The organism is Saccharopolyspora taberi (genome assembly GCF_039534165.1).
Lineage (GTDB): Bacteria > Actinomycetota > Actinomycetes > Mycobacteriales > Pseudonocardiaceae > Saccharopolyspora_D > Saccharopolyspora_D taberi.
Genome location: NZ_BAAAUX010000024.1, coordinates 107,550 through 122,719 on the forward strand (window position 1 = coordinate 107,550; position 15,170 = coordinate 122,719).

The 15,170-nt window shown below is 70.8% G+C and carries 14 protein-coding genes; 2 read left to right on the top strand and 12 right to left on the bottom strand.

Annotation, left to right across the window (positions count from 1 at the left end):
* Window positions 1-8: 8 nt before the first annotated feature.
* From ABD691_RS27815 to ABD691_RS27835, 5 genes are all read right to left on the bottom strand, one after another.
* Window positions 9-980, bottom strand: a complete 972-nt coding sequence (locus ABD691_RS27815; protein ID WP_344684700.1) for an ABC transporter permease — start codon at window positions 978-980, stop codon at window positions 9-11.
* The gene (locus ABD691_RS27820; RefSeq protein ID WP_344684702.1) at window positions 973-1,899 is read right to left on the bottom strand and encodes an ABC transporter permease; all 927 of its coding nucleotides are present in this window, start codon (window positions 1,897-1,899) and stop codon (window positions 973-975) included. Before ABD691_RS27820 ends, ABD691_RS27815 begins: the two co-directional genes overlap by 8 nt.
* A gap of 73 nt (window positions 1,900-1,972) precedes the next feature.
* Window positions 1,973-3,604 (bottom strand): peptide ABC transporter substrate-binding protein, encoded by a 1,632-nt coding sequence (locus ABD691_RS27825; protein ID WP_344684704.1) that lies wholly within the window; start codon window positions 3,602-3,604, stop codon window positions 1,973-1,975.
* A gap of 204 nt (window positions 3,605-3,808) precedes the next feature.
* Window positions 3,809-4,762, bottom strand: coding sequence for a Ppx/GppA phosphatase family protein (locus ABD691_RS27830; RefSeq protein WP_344684705.1), 954 nt, complete (start codon window positions 4,760-4,762; stop codon window positions 3,809-3,811).
* 280 nt (window positions 4,763-5,042) lie between these two features.
* Window positions 5,043-6,554, bottom strand: a complete 1,512-nt coding sequence (locus tag ABD691_RS27835; RefSeq protein WP_344684707.1) for a lytic transglycosylase domain-containing protein — start codon at window positions 6,552-6,554, stop codon at window positions 5,043-5,045.
* Window positions 6,555-6,865: 311 nt separating this feature from the next.
* Between ABD691_RS27835 and ABD691_RS27840 the strand changes: the two genes are divergently transcribed.
* The gene (locus ABD691_RS27840) at window positions 6,866-8,497 is read left to right on the top strand and encodes an isovaleryl-CoA dehydrogenase (protein ID WP_344684709.1); all 1,632 of its coding nucleotides are present in this window, start codon (window positions 6,866-6,868) and stop codon (window positions 8,495-8,497) included.
* Between the two features lie 374 nt (window positions 8,498-8,871).
* Here ABD691_RS27840 and ABD691_RS27845 read toward each other — a convergent pair whose 3' ends face one another.
* The 4 genes from ABD691_RS27845 to eno all read right to left on the bottom strand — a co-directional run bounded on the left by ABD691_RS27845 (window position 8,872) and on the right by eno (window position 11,901).
* Window positions 8,872-9,438 (bottom strand): Uma2 family endonuclease, encoded by a 567-nt coding sequence (locus tag ABD691_RS27845; protein ID WP_344684711.1) that lies wholly within the window; start codon window positions 9,436-9,438, stop codon window positions 8,872-8,874.
* A 164-nt stretch (window positions 9,439-9,602) separates the two neighbouring features.
* Window positions 9,603-10,061: a DUF501 domain-containing protein gene (locus ABD691_RS27850; protein ID WP_344684733.1), complete on the bottom strand. Its 459-nt coding sequence runs from the start codon at window positions 10,059-10,061 to the stop codon at window positions 9,603-9,605.
* Window positions 10,062-10,087: 26 nt separating this feature from the next.
* Entirely contained in the window at window positions 10,088-10,618 is a 531-nt protein-coding gene (locus ABD691_RS27855; RefSeq protein WP_344684713.1) for an FtsB family cell division protein, read from the bottom strand.
* Window positions 10,615-11,901: a phosphopyruvate hydratase gene (gene eno, locus ABD691_RS27860; RefSeq protein WP_344684715.1), complete on the bottom strand. Its 1,287-nt coding sequence runs from the start codon at window positions 11,899-11,901 to the stop codon at window positions 10,615-10,617. Before eno ends, ABD691_RS27855 begins: the two co-directional genes overlap by 4 nt.
* Window positions 11,902-12,185: 284 nt before the next feature.
* Here eno and ABD691_RS27865 point away from each other — a divergent pair, with 284 nt between their 5' ends.
* Window positions 12,186-12,587: a tetratricopeptide repeat protein gene (locus ABD691_RS27865; protein ID WP_344684717.1), complete on the top strand. Its 402-nt coding sequence runs from the start codon at window positions 12,186-12,188 to the stop codon at window positions 12,585-12,587.
* A 3-nt stretch (window positions 12,588-12,590) separates the two neighbouring features.
* On the opposite strand, the gene ABD691_RS27870 is transcribed toward ABD691_RS27865, so the two are convergent.
* The 3 genes from ABD691_RS27870 to ABD691_RS27880 form a co-directional block, all read right to left on the bottom strand.
* The gene (locus ABD691_RS27870) at window positions 12,591-13,388 is read right to left on the bottom strand and encodes a lytic transglycosylase domain-containing protein (protein ID WP_344684719.1); all 798 of its coding nucleotides are present in this window, start codon (window positions 13,386-13,388) and stop codon (window positions 12,591-12,593) included.
* A 128-nt stretch (window positions 13,389-13,516) separates the two neighbouring features.
* Window positions 13,517-14,317 carry a lytic transglycosylase domain-containing protein gene (locus tag ABD691_RS27875; protein WP_344684721.1) on the bottom strand — a complete coding sequence of 267 codons (801 nt, stop codon included), beginning with the start codon at window positions 14,315-14,317 and terminating at the stop codon, window positions 13,517-13,519.
* A 108-nt stretch (window positions 14,318-14,425) separates the two neighbouring features.
* The coding region (locus ABD691_RS27880; protein WP_344684723.1) for a nucleoside triphosphate pyrophosphohydrolase at window positions 14,426-15,170 on the bottom strand (745 nt) is incomplete at its 5' end.

The window sequence follows — 15,170 nt, forward strand, 5'->3', positions numbered from 1 at the left end:
TGGTCCTCCTACTTCTGCTTCGGGTCGAGCGCGTCGCGGACGGCGTCACCCAGCATCACGAACGCCAGCACCGTGATCACCAGGAACCCGGCCGGGAACAGCAGCAGGTGCGGTGCGCCCTGGATGTAGTTGCGCGAGTCGGCGATCATCAGGCCCCACGAGACCACCGGGAAGCGCAGGCCGATGCCGAGGAACGACAGCGTGGCCTCCGCGCCGATGAACGCGCCGAGCGCGATCGTCGAGTAGACCATCACCGGCGCCAGGCAGTTCGGCAGCATGTGCCGCAGGATGATCCGCGGCGCGCTCGCGCCCAGCGCCCTGGCTGCCTTGACGTAGTCCTGCTGCTTCGCCGAGATCGCCGCCGAACGCATGATCCGCATGGCCATCGGCCAGGACAGGACCGCGATCGAGAGCACCACCTGCGTGATCACCCGAGCCCCGCTGGGCACGGCGACGCCGGCGTTGAACGTCGTCAGGATGACGATCGCGCCGAGCACGAACGGCAGGCCGAGGAAGATCTCGGAGAACCGGGACAGCACGTTGTCGACCCAGCCGCCGTAGTAACCGGCCAGCAGGCCGACGACCGAACCCAGCAGCACCGTCAGCAGCGTGGCCAGCAAGCCGACCACGATCGAGGCCCTCGTGCCGTAGATGGCGCGGGACCAGAGGTCGCGGCCCAGGTTGTCGTAGCCGAACCACGCGTCGGCCGACGGCAGGTCGCGGGCCTTGTACAGGTCCTGGACGTTCGGGTCGACCGACGTGAACAGCCCGGGGAACGCCGCGACGAACAGCACCACGAGGATGATCGCCGAGGCGATGATGAACAGCGGCCGCCTGCGCAGATCGAGCCAGGCGTCACCCCACAGTCCGCGGGGCTTCTCGTTCTTCTTGGTGGGAGCGCTCTGCACCACCTCGGCGGTCGCTTCGCCTGCGGCGGAAGCCACGGCCACGCGGTGCGGCGAGTCAGCTGGTTCAGTCATATCGGATCCTCGGGTCGAGAACCGCGTAGAGAAGGTCCACGAGCAGGTTCATCAGCAGGTAGACGAGCACCAGCAACGTGACGATCCCGGTCACGGTGGTGCCTTCCTTGGTCAGGATCGACTTGTAGATCAGCCCACCGATGCCGCGGATGTTGAACACGCCCTCGGTGACGATCGCGCCGCCCATCAGCGCACCGAGGTCGGTGCCCAGGAAGGTGATCACGGGGATCATCGAGTTGCGAAGGAGGTGGACGCCGATGACCCGCCTGGGTTCCAGACCCTTGGCGGTGGCGGTGCGCACGTAGTCCGCGCGCCGGTTCTCCATCAGGCTGGTCCGGGTCAGCCGCGCCACGTAGGCCATCGACAGCGAGCCGAGCACGAAACCGGGGACGATCAGCTCGCCTATCGAGGGCTCCGAACTCACCGTCGGCTTGATGATGTCGAGCTGGACGCCCAGCACGATCTGCAGCAGGAAACCGGTCACGAACACCGGCAGCGAGATCAGGAACAGCGTCGAGACCAGCACCAGGTTGTCCAGGAACCCGCGGCCCCGCAGACCCGTCAGGATGCCCGCGGCCAGACCGATGAGGGCCTCGATGATCAGGGCGACCACCGCGAGCTTGATGGTGGTCGGGTAGGCGTTCTGGATCAGCTCGCCGACCTTGATGCCGGCGTAGGTCTCGCCGAAATCACCCGTTAGCAGCTTTCCCAGGTACTTGAAGTACTGCACGATCAGCGGATCGTCGAGGTTGTACTTCTCGCGCATCTCGGCGATGTAGGTGGGCGGGCACCCGCGGTCACCGCACTTGCCGGCGAACGGGTCCCCCGGCAGCGCCCACACGAGCAGGTAGATGATCAGCGTGGTGCCGATGAACACCGGGATGAGCTGCAACAGGCGTCGCAGCAGGTAACGACCCATCTGGGCCTCCTCTGTACAGCCAGCCCGCCGCCCGGCCCACCGGATCGCGATGGGCCGGGCAGCGGTCGGATCGTTACGGGTTCAGGCGAACGGTGGTCAGGTCGAGCTCGCGGTTGGGCACGACCTCACCTTCGCGGATCCGCTCCGAGAATCCGTACTGGATCGGCTGCGTCCACAGCGGGACGACCGGCAGATCGTCGGCGAGCAGCTTCTCCGCCTCGACGTAGCTCTTCGTCGCTTCCTCGATGGTAGGAGCGACGTTGGCCTTGTCCAGCGCGGCGTCGAACGCGGGGTTGGAGTAGCCGTAGTCGTTCGACGAGGCACCCGTGCGGTACAGCTGGGTCAGGAAGGTCTCCAGGTTCGGGTAGTCCGCCTTCCAGCCGGTGCGGAACATGCCCTTGAACTGGAACGAGTTGGCCTTCTGCCGGAACTCGCCGAAGGACGGGACCGGGGTGAACACCACGTCGATGCCCAGGTTCTGGCGGATGTTGGCCGCGACGGCCTCGCTCCACTCGTTGTGGCCGCCGTCGCCGTTGGTCTCGACGGTCAGCTGGCCCTGGAAGCCGCCGGCCTGGGCCAGGTACTCCTTGGCCTTGACCGGGTTGAACTCGCACGCCTCACCGCACTGCGCGGGCGTGTAGCCCTCGACGGCCGGGGTGGCGAAGCCGTCGGCCGGGTCGCGCCCGCCCGCGAAGACCTGCTCGGTGATCGTCTTGCGGTCGATCGACATCGAGATCGCCTTGCGCAGCAACGGGTTCTTGAACTTCTCGTCGTAGATCGGGAAGCCCATGTTCTGGGTCAGCAGGCCCGGCTTCTCCTTGCCGCGCTCGCCGAGGTCCTGCTTCCACTTGTCACCCACCAGCGCCGAGACCGGGATGGTGCGCAGGAAGTCGAGGTGGCCCGAGACCAGGTCCTGGTAGGCGGCGTCGAGCTGGTCGTAGACCTTGAACTTCGCGCCCTTGATCTCCGGCTTGTCGGTGCCCTTGTACTGGTCGTAGGTGACCAGGTTGAGCTCCTGGTTCGGGACGCGGTCCTGGAACATGAACGGACCGTTGCCGACCGGCTTCTGCTCGAAGCCCTTGGGGTCGGCGAAGAAGACGTCGGGAAGCGGTTTGTAGGCGGAGTAGCCCAGGACGACCGGGAAGATCGTGAAGGCGTTCTTCAGCTTCACCGTGAAGGTGTGGTCGTCGACGACCTTCAGGCCCGACATCTCCTTGGTCGGCGGAGTCGGCGGGTCCTGCGGCCCGGCCTCTCCGTCCGGGTCCTCCGGGTGGACGACCTCGTAGCCCTCGATCTGCTCGAAGAAGCTCGCGCCCTGGAAGCCGTTGGGGCCGTACGCCGTGTAGTTCCAGGCGTCGACGAAGTTCTTGGCCTTGACCGGGGTTCCGTCGTGGAACGTCCAGTCCGGCTTGATCTTGATGGTGAAGTTGGTGTTGTCGGTCGTCTCGATCGACTCCGCCATCGCGTTCTCGGGCTTGAAGTCCTTCGCGGAGTACTTCACCAGACCGGTGAACATGGCGTCGATGATGAACGAGCCGTTCTCCTCGGTCGTGTTGCCCGGAACCAGCGGGTTTTCCGGCTCGTTCCAGTCGAGCGTGACGATCCCGTCCTCGCCCGAGGCGCTGCCGCCTCCGCCGCAGGCGCTGGCGAACACCGCCACCGCCATCGGGGCCGCGACCAGAGCGGCCAAGCGTCCCTTTCGCATGTACGTCCTCCCGCTTCCACGTGTGCCCCATCCGTGTTTTCAGGGGTCACCACGCACGGCGGCAGTTCACCGCCGCGTCAGACGAGCGTAAACATAAGTGAGAACGGGCTCACAGCAATCCACTGTCACAAAGCCGTCACCTTCTGTCTCGATTCAGAAACCTGTTGATCCAGAATACGGGCAAAGGTGTCCACACTCCGGGAACTAGCTGATAGACAGGGCTATGCCGTCCAGGATGTCGTGCTCGCTGACGGTGATGCAATCGATTCCCGCGCGCTCCGACAGTTCGTCTGCCAGCACCTTCACCACGAGCGCACCACCGGAAATCACGTCGACCCGGCCCGGGTGCAGCGAACCGATAGCGGCCCTCTCGTCATGGGTCATCGACAACAGCTCGTCGGCTGTTTGTTCGAATTTTTTCTGGGATATCTGGGAAAGGTGAATAGCTCGGGAGTCATATTCCGGGAGGTTCTGCGCGATGCCCGAAAGCGTGGTGACCGTTCCGGCGACCCCCACCCAGGTGCGGGCGCCGGACGAGTCCACGGCGGCGAAGGCGTCGTCGAGGATCCCTCGGGCCACCGCGATCGCGTCCCGCACCTCGTCCTCGGTGGGCGGATCGCTGTGCAGGCACCGCTCGGTCAGCCGCACGCAGCCGATGTCGGCGGAGTAGGCGGCCTGGATGTCGGCGCGGGCGCCGTCCCAGGTGCCGACGACGAGTTCGGTGGAGCCACCGCCCACATCGGTCACCACGAACGGGCCGTCGTCCGGGTCGAGGTCGCCGACGGCACCGGTGAACGACAGCCGCGCCTCCTCGTCACCGGTGATCACCTCGGCGTCGATGCCCAGGATTTCCCGCACCATGGCGAAGAAGTCCTCGCGGTTGCTCGCGTCCCGGGTCGCCGACGTGGCGACCATCCGGACCCGCTCGACGCCCTTGCGGCGGCAGATGGCCGCGTAGTCGGCCAGCGCGGCACGGGTCCGCTCCAGCGCCTCCTCGGCGAGCCTTCCGGTGGCGTCCACGCCCTGGCCGAGCCGCACGATCCGCATCTCGCGGTGCACGTCCCGCAGGTCGCGGGTGCCGTCGTCCTTGACCGTCACGTCGGCCACGAGTAGTCGGATCGAGTTCGTCCCGCAGTCGATCGCCGCGACCCGTCCCATTGGGTGTCCTCCTCGCTCGGTGCGCCTACGACGGTGTCCACGCTAGACCGGCGGGGGCGCGGCGGTCCGCGGGGTCGTCGGCGATCGTCTTGGCGGTCGTCGTCGCGGTCGTCGTCGCGGCGAAACCACTCGAAGGAGATCAGGGACTTGTCGCCCGTTCGTGGCCGGGCGCGACTGGTCCCGCTTCGACGGCGGCTCCGTTCACCCGGCGCGGGGCGGTGGGAGCTTCACTCCGGCGCGGGGCAGTGAGCTCTTCACCCCGCGCCGGGCGGCGGTGGTGTCACTGCTGCGGGGCGACGTAGTCCTGCGGAACCGAGCACGGGGTCAGCGGGCCGCCGTCGCCCGGTTCGACGTAGACGGTTCCGCCGGGGACCGCTTCCTTCGGGCTGGTCGTGCCGGGCTGGATGTCCGTGCCCGCATTGGGCCGGTCCTCTTCGGTGACGAACTCGCCGGTGTCGAGCACCGGGACCTCGCAGGACTGCGGGGCCGGCGGGGTCGAGCTTTCCGGAGGCGGGGTGCTCCCGGGCGGCGGGGGCGTGCTTTCCGGTGGCGGCGTGGTGCTTTCCGGCGGCGGAGTCGTGCTCTCCGGAGGCGGGGCGCTGCCGTCAGGCGGGGGTGTGCTGCCTTCCGGTGGTGGCGTCGAACCGTCCGGCGGTGGGGTGCTGCCGTCGGGCGGCGGGGTCGTGCTCGGCGGAGGCGGGGTGCTCTCCGGCGGTGGCGTTGAGCTGTCCGGGGGCGGCGTGCTTCCCGGGGGAGGCGGGGTGCTTCCGGGCGGAGGCGGCGTACTCCCGGGGGGAGGCGGCGTACTCCCGGGGGGAGGCGGCGTACTCCCGGGGGGAGGCGGCGTACTCCCGGGGGGAGGCGTGCTTCCCGGCGGCGGGGCGGGCGTCCCCGGACCGGGCGCCGGCTGACCGGGCGCCGGAGCCGGTCCCGGCGCGGGCGCGGCCCCGGGCGGCAGCGGCATCGCCGCGACGGCGGGCCCCTCTTCCGGAAGCCTGCTGCCGTCGAGCACCTCGTCCTCGTCCACCTCCGGCACCAGGTCCGACGGTGTCGGCGTGACGCCCTTGGCGTACGCGGCGGCCCAGATCAGGACGGTCCGCACGTAGCTGTCGGAGTGGTTGTAGCGGAACACCGCCGCGGCGAGGTTCCGCGGATCGCGCAGGTCGTTGCCTCCCGCGCAGAGGTAGTCGGCGGCGGCCAGGGTCGCGTCGTGCACGTTGTGCGGGCTGGAGATCCCGTCGTCGTTGCCGTCGGCCGCGAAGCGCTTCCAGGTGGACGGGATGAACTGCATCGACCCGACCGCTCGGTCCCACACCGGGTCGCCGTCGAACTTCCCGTCGTCGGAGTCCGGGATCGCGGCGATCTCCGGGCCGCCGGACAGCCTCGGGCCGAGGATCGCGTTCACGGTCGTGCCCATCACGTCGATCTTCCCGCCGCGGGCGTGGCCGGACTCGATCCGGCCGATCGAGGCCAGCACCGACCAGTGCACCCCGCACGACGGGCTCGCCTTGTCCGCCGCACCGACGTAGGCGGCGAGCATCGGTTCCGGGATGCCCAGCGGTCCGCTCGGCACTTCGACGGCCGGGCCGGCACCGGTGGTGAGCTCCTCCGGTCGGCCCGCGTGCGCGAGCAGCTCGGGGGCGATGTGGTCAGCCTGCGGGATCCGGCCGCCCGCGCCGAAATCGCGCGGGTCGGCGTCCTGGCGCAGCGCGGAGCCCGGGACCTGCGGGGCCGCGAGGAAGGTGCTGGACGCTCCCAGGAGGGACGCGGGAAGCAGGAGGGAAGGGGCCAACGCGGTGATCGCGACCCACCTGGACCTGCGGCCTTCCGGTGGATTCCTGCGTGCGCGAGAACGCCTTCGCCGAGCTGTCACTGCCCCTCCAGTCGCTGGTCGAGCGACGGTTCCGACCCCCGGAACCGGTGGTGCCGACCGGGAACGCGGCCTTCTGGATACCCCACCGTGTCACGGAACGCCCGGTGGCGGATCCCCTGTCACCCGTCTGTAGGCCAGACGAAAGGAGACGCCCGCCGCGTTGCCCGGGTGGGAAAAATCAGTTGCCGCGAGGTGTCCCGCGTTGCCGCGCCGTGACCTACTCTCGGGTAATGACGCTGATCAACGAGCCGTCGACGGACGGGTTCAGCACCCACCGCGTCGCCAACCAGCCCCCGCCCCTGGACGGATTCGACCCGCTGGCCTGCGACCCGGCGCTGCGCACCGCGATCAGCGCGCACGCCCCGGAGCACGCCGCCGGACTGGCCGCGCTGGCGCAGGAGGCGGGCTCGGCCGAAGCCCGCGAGCACGGCCGCCTGGCCAACGAGAACCCGCCGGTGCTGCGCACCCACGACCGGTACGGCCACCGGATCGACGAGGTCGACTTCCACCCGTCGTGGCACTGGCTGATGGACCGCGCGGTGCGGCACGGGCTGCACGCCGCACCGTGGGCCCCGGACGCCGGACCGGGCGCGCACGCCCGCCGCGCGGCGGGCTTCTACCTCTGGTCGCAGGTGGAGGCCGGGCACGGCTGCCCGATCTCGATGACCTACGCCGCGGTGCCCGCGCTGCGGCACTCGCCGCTGCTGGCCAAGCAGTACGAACCGAAGCTGCGGGCGGGCCACTACGACTTCGGGCTGCGGCCGTCCGGCGAGAAGTCCGGCCTGCTGGCCGGGATGTCGATGACCGAGAAGCAGGGCGGCACCGACGTCCGGGCCAACACGACCACCGCCGAACCGCTCGCCGACGGCACCTACCGGCTCACCGGGCACAAGTGGTTCACCTCGGCGCCGATGAACGACGTGTTCCTCACCCTCGCGCAGGCGCCCGGCGGGCTCAGCTGCTTCCTGGTGCCGCGGGTGCTGCCCGACGGCCGCCGCAACGAGATCCGGATCCAGCGGCTGAAGGACAAGCTCGGCAACAAGTCCAACGCGTCCGCCGAGATCGAGTACACCGGGGCGCTCGGCCACCTCATCGGCGAGGAGGGCCGCGGGGTCCGCTGCATCATCGAGATGGTGTCGATGACCAGGCTCGACTGCGTCGTGGGTTCGGCGGCCAACATCCGCGCGGCGCTGTCGGAGGCCGCACACCACGTCGGGCACCGCAGCGTCTTCGGGCAGACGCTGCGGGACCAGCCGCTGATGCAGGCGGTGCTGGCCGATCTCGCGCTGGAGTCCGAGGCGGCGACCTCGATCGGCATGCGGCTGGCGGCGGCGGTCGACAACGGCGAGCGCGACCTGCTGCGGCTGGCGCTGCCCGCGGCGAAGTTCTTCGTCTGCAAGCGGGCGACCGCCGCGGTCGCCGAGGCGCTGGAATGCCTGGGCGGCAACGGTTACGTCGAGGAGTCCGGGCTGCCCCGCCTCTACCGGGAGGCACCGCTGATGTCGATCTGGGAGGGCTCGGGCAACGTGACCTCGCTGGACGTCCTGCGGGCGCTGGACAAGCAGCCCGCCAGCGCCGACGCGCTGCTCGCGGAGCTCGCGTCCGCGCAGGGCTCGGACGCCCGCTACGACGGGGCGCTGCGGCGCCTCCGGGAGGAGCTGCGCTCCCCCGCGCCCGCGCGGGCGCGGCTGCTCGCCGAGCTGCTGGCGCTGACGCTCCAGGCTTCGCTGCTGATCCGGCACGCTCCGTCCTCCGTCGCCGAGGCTTTCACCGCTACTCGGCTCGGGCCTTCCGGGCACACCTTCGGTTCGACTACTTCCGGCGTCGAGGGGCGGGGGATCTTGGAGCGGGTTACGCCTTGAGGGTTTGGGGGATTGGGGGCCTGGCAGGTTTCCGGGGACAGGGCGGCTTTGCTGGTTCGGCTGCGGTTTTGGGGGTGGTTCCGGGGCTCTCGCCGACCCCGGACCCCCGGCAGGTCTCCGGGATGAGATGGGGCTATCCGCTGCGGTTCGGTTGGGGTGGTTCTCATCCCGTCGACCTCCACGGAGGGCTATCAGACCGCGTCAAGGGGGCCGTTTTGCTTGGGCGCTGCGGTTTTCTTGTCTGTGCCCCCTTGACACGGCCTGATCGGGCTGCGCCAGGTCGACGGGATGAGAACCAAACCCCTCCCTCGTAGGTGGGGACTTCTACCCCTCCCCTTGTGGGTGGGGGCTTCTTTGGCTGGCGTGTTGGGTGTCTAGCGGTAGCGGGAGACCAGGTCGGACGGCCTCACCCTGACCGGGAAGGGTGCGTCGGCCTCCAGCCACTGGTCTCCCGCGACCGAGGCGACCTCGATGTAGCCGTCGGTTTCTCTTGCCGTGGAACCGGGGTCCAGGTCGATGGCGCCGGGCGGGGCGAGGGTCCAGCAGCGCATGCGCGGTTCGTCGGGGTCGACGACCCAGTAGTGCGGGCAGCCCGCTTCGGCGAACTTGGCGCGCTTGAGGTGCAGGTCGAAGTGGCGGGTGCGGGGTGACAGGACCTCGACCGCCAGTAGCGGCGGTCCTACCAGCGCTTGTTCGGTGAAGGCGTCGCGCCTGCCGACGACGATGTCCGGGATCAGCACCGTGTCTTCGGCCAGGACCACGTCGACCGGGGCCGGGAGCACTTCGTGGGTCACCGGGCACGCCGGTTCCAGCGCGACGATCAAGCGGAGGATCGCGCGCTGGTGCAGTGGCCGCGGCGACGGGCTCACGATCAGGATCCCGTCCAGCAGCTCGTATCGGTGCCCGTCATGAGGCATCGACTCCAGGTCTGCCCGCGTCAACGACCTGCCGGGAGGAAAACCGCGGACGTAGCCCATCGTGCGCTTCGCCTCTTAACTGTCAGTGACCACAAGATGACTTCATGCGATGCTGCCGCGAGGGTGCGAAGTCTATCGGCCGTCCGGCCGCCGCGTCCGGCGGTTCAGCTGCCGGGAGCGGCCACCACCTACTCCGGCCAGCGCTGCGCGATCAGCTCCAGCGCCTCGTCGCCGAACGGGTTGACGCCCGGGCCCTTCGCGAGCGCGTGCGCGACGTGGACGTGCAGGCATTTGACCCGGTCGGGCATGCCGCCCGCGCTCACGTCGGTGCCCAGCGACTCGATCGCGTCGCGCTCGGCGAGGTACGACTCGTGCGCCCGCCGGTACCGGTCGGCCAGCTCCTCGTCCGCCGCCAGCCGCTCGGTCATCTCCTTCATCAGCCCCTCGGCCTCCAGCGTCGACACGATCGACACCAGCCGGGGCGAGGTCAGGTAGTACAGGGTCGGGAACGGCGTCCCGTCCTCCAGCCGCGGGTCCGTCTGCACCACGGTCGGTTCGCCCGCCGAGTCCCGCGCCGCCACCGCGCGCAGGCCGCGCGGGGCCCGGCCCAGCTGCCGCGCGATGATCTCGCGGTCGGCGTCGCTGATCGGCTCCGGCCTGTTGATCGTCACTGTCACTTCCCCGTCACCGAATCCCAGAGCTGTTCGTACCAGGCGCGCCCGTCGTCCGGCGGTTCCTGCGGCTGCGGGGCCGCCTCCGGCTGCGCCGGGACCTCGACGATGTAGGGCGTCTCCCCCGGCCGGACGTAACCGAGCCGGGCCCGCGCCTCCGCCTCGACGTGCGCCGGGTCGGACAGCTCCGCCTTGCGCTGGCGCAGGTCCTGGACCTCCCTGGCCAGCTCCACCTGCCGCTGTTCCTGGGTCGCCAGCTCGTCGCGCTGGCTGAGGTAGGTGCGCAGCGGCACCGACACGCTCAGCGCCATCGCGCAGACCACGGTCGCCAGGACCGCGGCCCGCCGCGTCGACGAGAGCCCGAAGGCGCCCGCGCTCCCGGACTTCGGGCGCGGCCGGGCGGACGGCTGCCCGCCCGGCCGCTTCTTGCCCGAGGTCTTCGGGGCGGACCGGCGGACGCGCTCGGATCGCCGCGCCGCGGGGGCCTCGCCCCGGCGGCGACGTGGGTCGCGCTCGCGTCCGCTCATGGTCATGCCTCCGGGGTGAACCGCGGGAAGGCGAGCTCGCCCGCGTAGCGGGCCGCGTCACCGAGGGTCTCCTCGATGCGCAGCAGCTGGTTGTACTTGGCCACCCGCTCGCTGCGGGCCGGGGCACCGGTCTTGATCTGGCCGCAGCCGGTGGCCACCGCCAGGTCGGCGATCGTGGTGTCCTCGGTCTCGCCGGAGCGGTGGCTCATCATGCTCTTGTAGCCGCAGGAGGTGGCCAGGTGGACCGCGTCCAGCGTCTCCGACAGGGTGCCGATCTGGTTGACCTTGACCAGCAGCGCGTTGCCCGCCCGGCGGCTGATGCCCTCCTCCAGCCGCTCCGGGTTGGTGACGAACAGGTCGTCGCCGACCAGCTGCACGCGCTCGCCGACCTCGCTGGTCAGCCGCACCCAGCCGTCCCAGTCGTCCTCGGACAGCGGGTCCTCGATGGACACCAGCGGGTAGGCGTCGAGCAGCTCGGTGTAGTACGCGGCCATCTGCTCGGCGCTGCGCTTGGAGCCCTCGAAGTGGTAGGCGCCGTCCTTGTAGAACTCGGTGGCGGCGACGTCGAGCGCGAGCACGATGTCGCGGCCCAGCTTGTAACCGGCCTTCTCGATCGCGGTGGCGATCAGGTCCAGCGCGGCGCGGTTGTTGGCCAGGTCGGGGGCGAAGCCGCCCTCGTCACCGAGGCCGGTGGCCAGGCCCTGGGCCTTGAGCACCGACTTCAGGCTGTGGTAGGTCTCCGCGCCCCAGCGCAGGGCCTCGGAGAAGGAGTCCGCGCCGACCGGCGCGATCATGAACTCCTGGACGTCGACACCGGTGTCGGCGTGCGCGCCGCCGTTGAGGATGTTCATCATCGGCACCGGCAGCACGTGCGCGTTCGGGCCGCCGACGTAGCGGAACAGCTCCAGGCCGACCGACTCGGCCGCGGCCTTGGCCACCGCCAGCGAGACGCCCAGGATCGCGTTGGCGCCCAGCCGGGACTTGTCCGGGGTGCCGTCGAGGTCGACGAGCTTCTGGTCGACCACCCGCTGCTCGATCGCGTCGACGCCGGTCAGCTCCGGACCGATCTCGTCCAGAACCGCCTCGACGGCCTTCTCGACGCCCTTGCCGCCGTAGCGGTCGGCGTCACCGTCGCGCAGCTCGACTGCCTCGTGCTCGCCGGTCGAGGCGCCGGAGGGAACCGCGGCCCGGGTGAGCGTGCCGTCCTCCAGTGCGACTTCGACCTCGACGGTGGGGTTCCCGCGGGAGTCCAGGATCTCGCGGGCGCCGACCTGCTCGATGATCGCCACGTGTGCTCCTCATTCAGCGTTTGAACTACGGACGTGTCGAGCCGCCCCGGCGTTGCACACGGCGGGCCGAAACGCCCGACGACCGGGTACGAGCCTAACGGGGGCGTTGTGGGCGCCGCCGCAGACTCGCTCGGATCCGGCACGTGGCCGTGGTCATGGCCGGAATCCCGCCGGTCGGCGGTGTGGTCTGCGGTTTCGCCGCCGACGTGCTCCCGCCGGCGGGATGTACCACCATCCGGTCGGACGTCGAGGATCGGCCCGCCGGAACGTAATCTGGTCCACCTATGAGCAGCGAAGGCCCTACTAGCGTCGAAGGCACAGTGGAGGCGTTCCGCCGGGCCGAGAGCCTGGTCGCCCAGCGGCGTCCGCTGGAGGCGATCCGGGTGCTCGAACCGGTGCTCGACATCGCCTCGGACAAGAAAAGCGTGCAACTGCTCCTCGGCCGCGCGTACCTGTTCTCCGCGCAGTTCAGGCGGGCCGAGCTGGCGTTCCTGCGGGTCCTGGAGCTGGACCCGTCCGACCACTACGCGCGGCTGATCCTCGGCCGCACGCTGCAACGGCAGGGCAGGCTGATCGAAGCCCGGACCCAGCTGCGGCTCGCCGCGACCATGAACCCCGACCCCGCCTACCAGGAAGCCCTGGGCGAGATCAACGCCCGGATCGCCACCGACCCCCGCTTCGAGTAGCCGTCAGCGCCTGCGGTTGCCCGCCGCGGCGTACTTCTCCGCCAGCCCGAAGACCTTCTGCCCGTACTCCTCCGAGTTGTTGTAGGACAGCAGACCCGACCACCACCCGGGGCCGGTGGACATGTTCCGGCCGCCGTTGCACAGGTAGCGGGCGGCGGCGGTCGCGGCGTCGTCGAGGTTCTGCGGGTCGCCGAGGCCGTCGCCGTTGCCGTCGGTGGCCCACTTCCGCCAAGTGGACGGGATGAACTGCATCGGTCCGACCGCGCGGTCGTAGAGCCGGTCGCCGTCGAGGGCGCCGCCGTCGGTGTCGCCGATGACCCGGACGCCCGGCGTTCCGTCGAGCGGGACGCCGATGATCGGCCGGGACGGCCGCGCGTCCTCGCGCAGCAGGGCGCCGCCGTAGCGGCCGTGGTCGGACTCGATGCGCCCGATGCCCGCGAGCGTCGTCCACGAGATCCGGCATCCCGGCTGGTGGCGGCGCATCGCCAGGTCGGCGTTGACGTAGGACACCAGCGCGCGGGCCGGGACGTCGATGTCGGCCGAGACCTGGTCGGCCCAGTGCCGGACCGGGTCCACCCCGGGACCGGCCTGCGGGATCGGCTCCTCCACCGGCGGCGCGGCCGAGCCCGGTTCGACCGGAGCGGGCCGCAGTTCCTGCACCGGCTGCGGTCCGGCGACCGGGGCCGCCGACGGGGTGCCGAACGCGCCGAGCAGTCCGATGCCGCCGACCAGCGCGGCGAGCAGCGCGACCGCGACCGCCAACCGGCCCAGGGCGGTCAGCACACCAGTGGTCTCGATCACCCGGCCCAGGCTACTTGCCGGTAGCCCGATCGGGCCAGGTCCGGCCCGGCGGCCCACGGTGTGGGACCTCTGGGGTGGGCTCTGAGGTGGGGACCTCTGGGTGGGACCTCTTGGGCGGGCCCTCCCGGCTACTGCGCGACGGGCAGCTCCCGGCTCCTGCGGCCGTAGTGGTCGGCGTAGTCGAGCACTTCCTGGCCGTACGCGCGGCTCTCGTTGTAGGTCATCAGCGCTTTCCAGAACCGGTCCGGGTCGCGCAGGTCGCCGCCCGCGGAGTCGCACAGGTAGGTCCCGGCGGCCAGCGCCGCGTCGTCGATGTCGTGCGGGTCGGCGACGCCGTCGCCGTCCGCGTCGGCCGCCCACTTCTGCCAGGTGGCGGGGATGAACTGCAACGGGCCGACCGCGCGGTCCCAGCGGGTGTCGCCGTCGAGCCGCCCGCCGTCGGTGTCGTCGATCCGCTTGACCCCGGGACTGCCGTCCAGCGGCAGGCCGATGATCGCCGAGCTCGGCCTGCCGGTCAGGTCCAGCTTCGCGCCGCCGTGCCTGCCGTGGCTGGACTCCACCGCGCCGATCCCGGCCAGCACGGTCCAGCTGATCCGGCAGTCGGGTGCGGTCCGTTCGAGCGACCGGCTCGCGTAGCCGTACGCCTGGAGCGCGGCGCGGGGGATGTTGAGCGGGTCGGCCAGCGACTCCGACCAGGTGGTGAGCTGGTTCTGCGGCCGGGCCTCCGGCGTGAGCCGGGGCGCGTCCGCGGGCAGCAGCCGGACGTCCGGCGGCGGCACGCCGGGGTCGGGCGGGGCGGTGGCGGAGGGTAACTCGGTGGTCGTGACCGGCGACTCCCGCGAGGTCGGGGGCGGCGCGCAGGACACGAGCAGCGTCATCATCGGCGTGAGCCCCAGTGCCAGCCAGGGGCTGCGTGGTCGCTGCCGCACGAACCGTCCTCTCCGAAGTGCCGCGGCCGGCGCTCGCCGGTGCGCGTTGAACAACATCGTCGCGGCCGGCGATTTCGTGACCGGGGGCGACTTTTCACACAGTCCGGTTCAGCCGCCCGAGGTCCAGCAGCCGCGCCACTGCTCGGCCGAGAGCTCGGCGGGTTCCAGCCCGGCCTCGCGGGCCTTGGCCTCGGCCGCCCGCACCTGCCCGGCGAAGGCCAGCGCGACCGCGCGCAGCTCGTCCTCCGGGTCGGCCCCGGCGAGCCGGGCCCTGGCCGCCGCGGCGAACAGCACCTCGCCCACCGAGTCGCCCGCGGGCAGCACGTCGGCGGGCACGCCCGCGCGGTCGGCCCGCTGCACGAGCTTGGCCGCCAGCGCCACCGCGGGCTGCCCCAGCGCCACACCATCCACAATGGACTCGCGTTGCTTCTCCCGCTGCTTGAGCTCCTCCCAGCGCAGCTGCTGGGAATCGGAGTCGGGGACGTGCTCGGCGTCGGAGAACACGTGCGGATGCCGCGACACGAGCTTGCTCACCAGCTCCGCCGCGACGTCGTCGATGCCGAAGGGCTCCTCGCCGTGCTCGGCCGCGATCCGGGCGTGGAACAGGACCTGCAGCAGCACGTCGCCGAGTTCCTCGCGCAGCGCGGGCCGGTCCCGCTGCTCGATGGCGTCGAGCAGTTCGTAGGTCTCCTCGACGAGGTACTTGCGCAGGGTGTCGTGGTCCTGCTCGGCGTCCCACGGGCAGCCGCCGGGCGAACGCAGCCGGTCCATCACGGTCACCGCGTCCAGCAGCTCCACCCCGTCCGGCTTGGGCATGCCGACCAGCCGTGCGCCCGCGTCGCGCAGCGCGGCG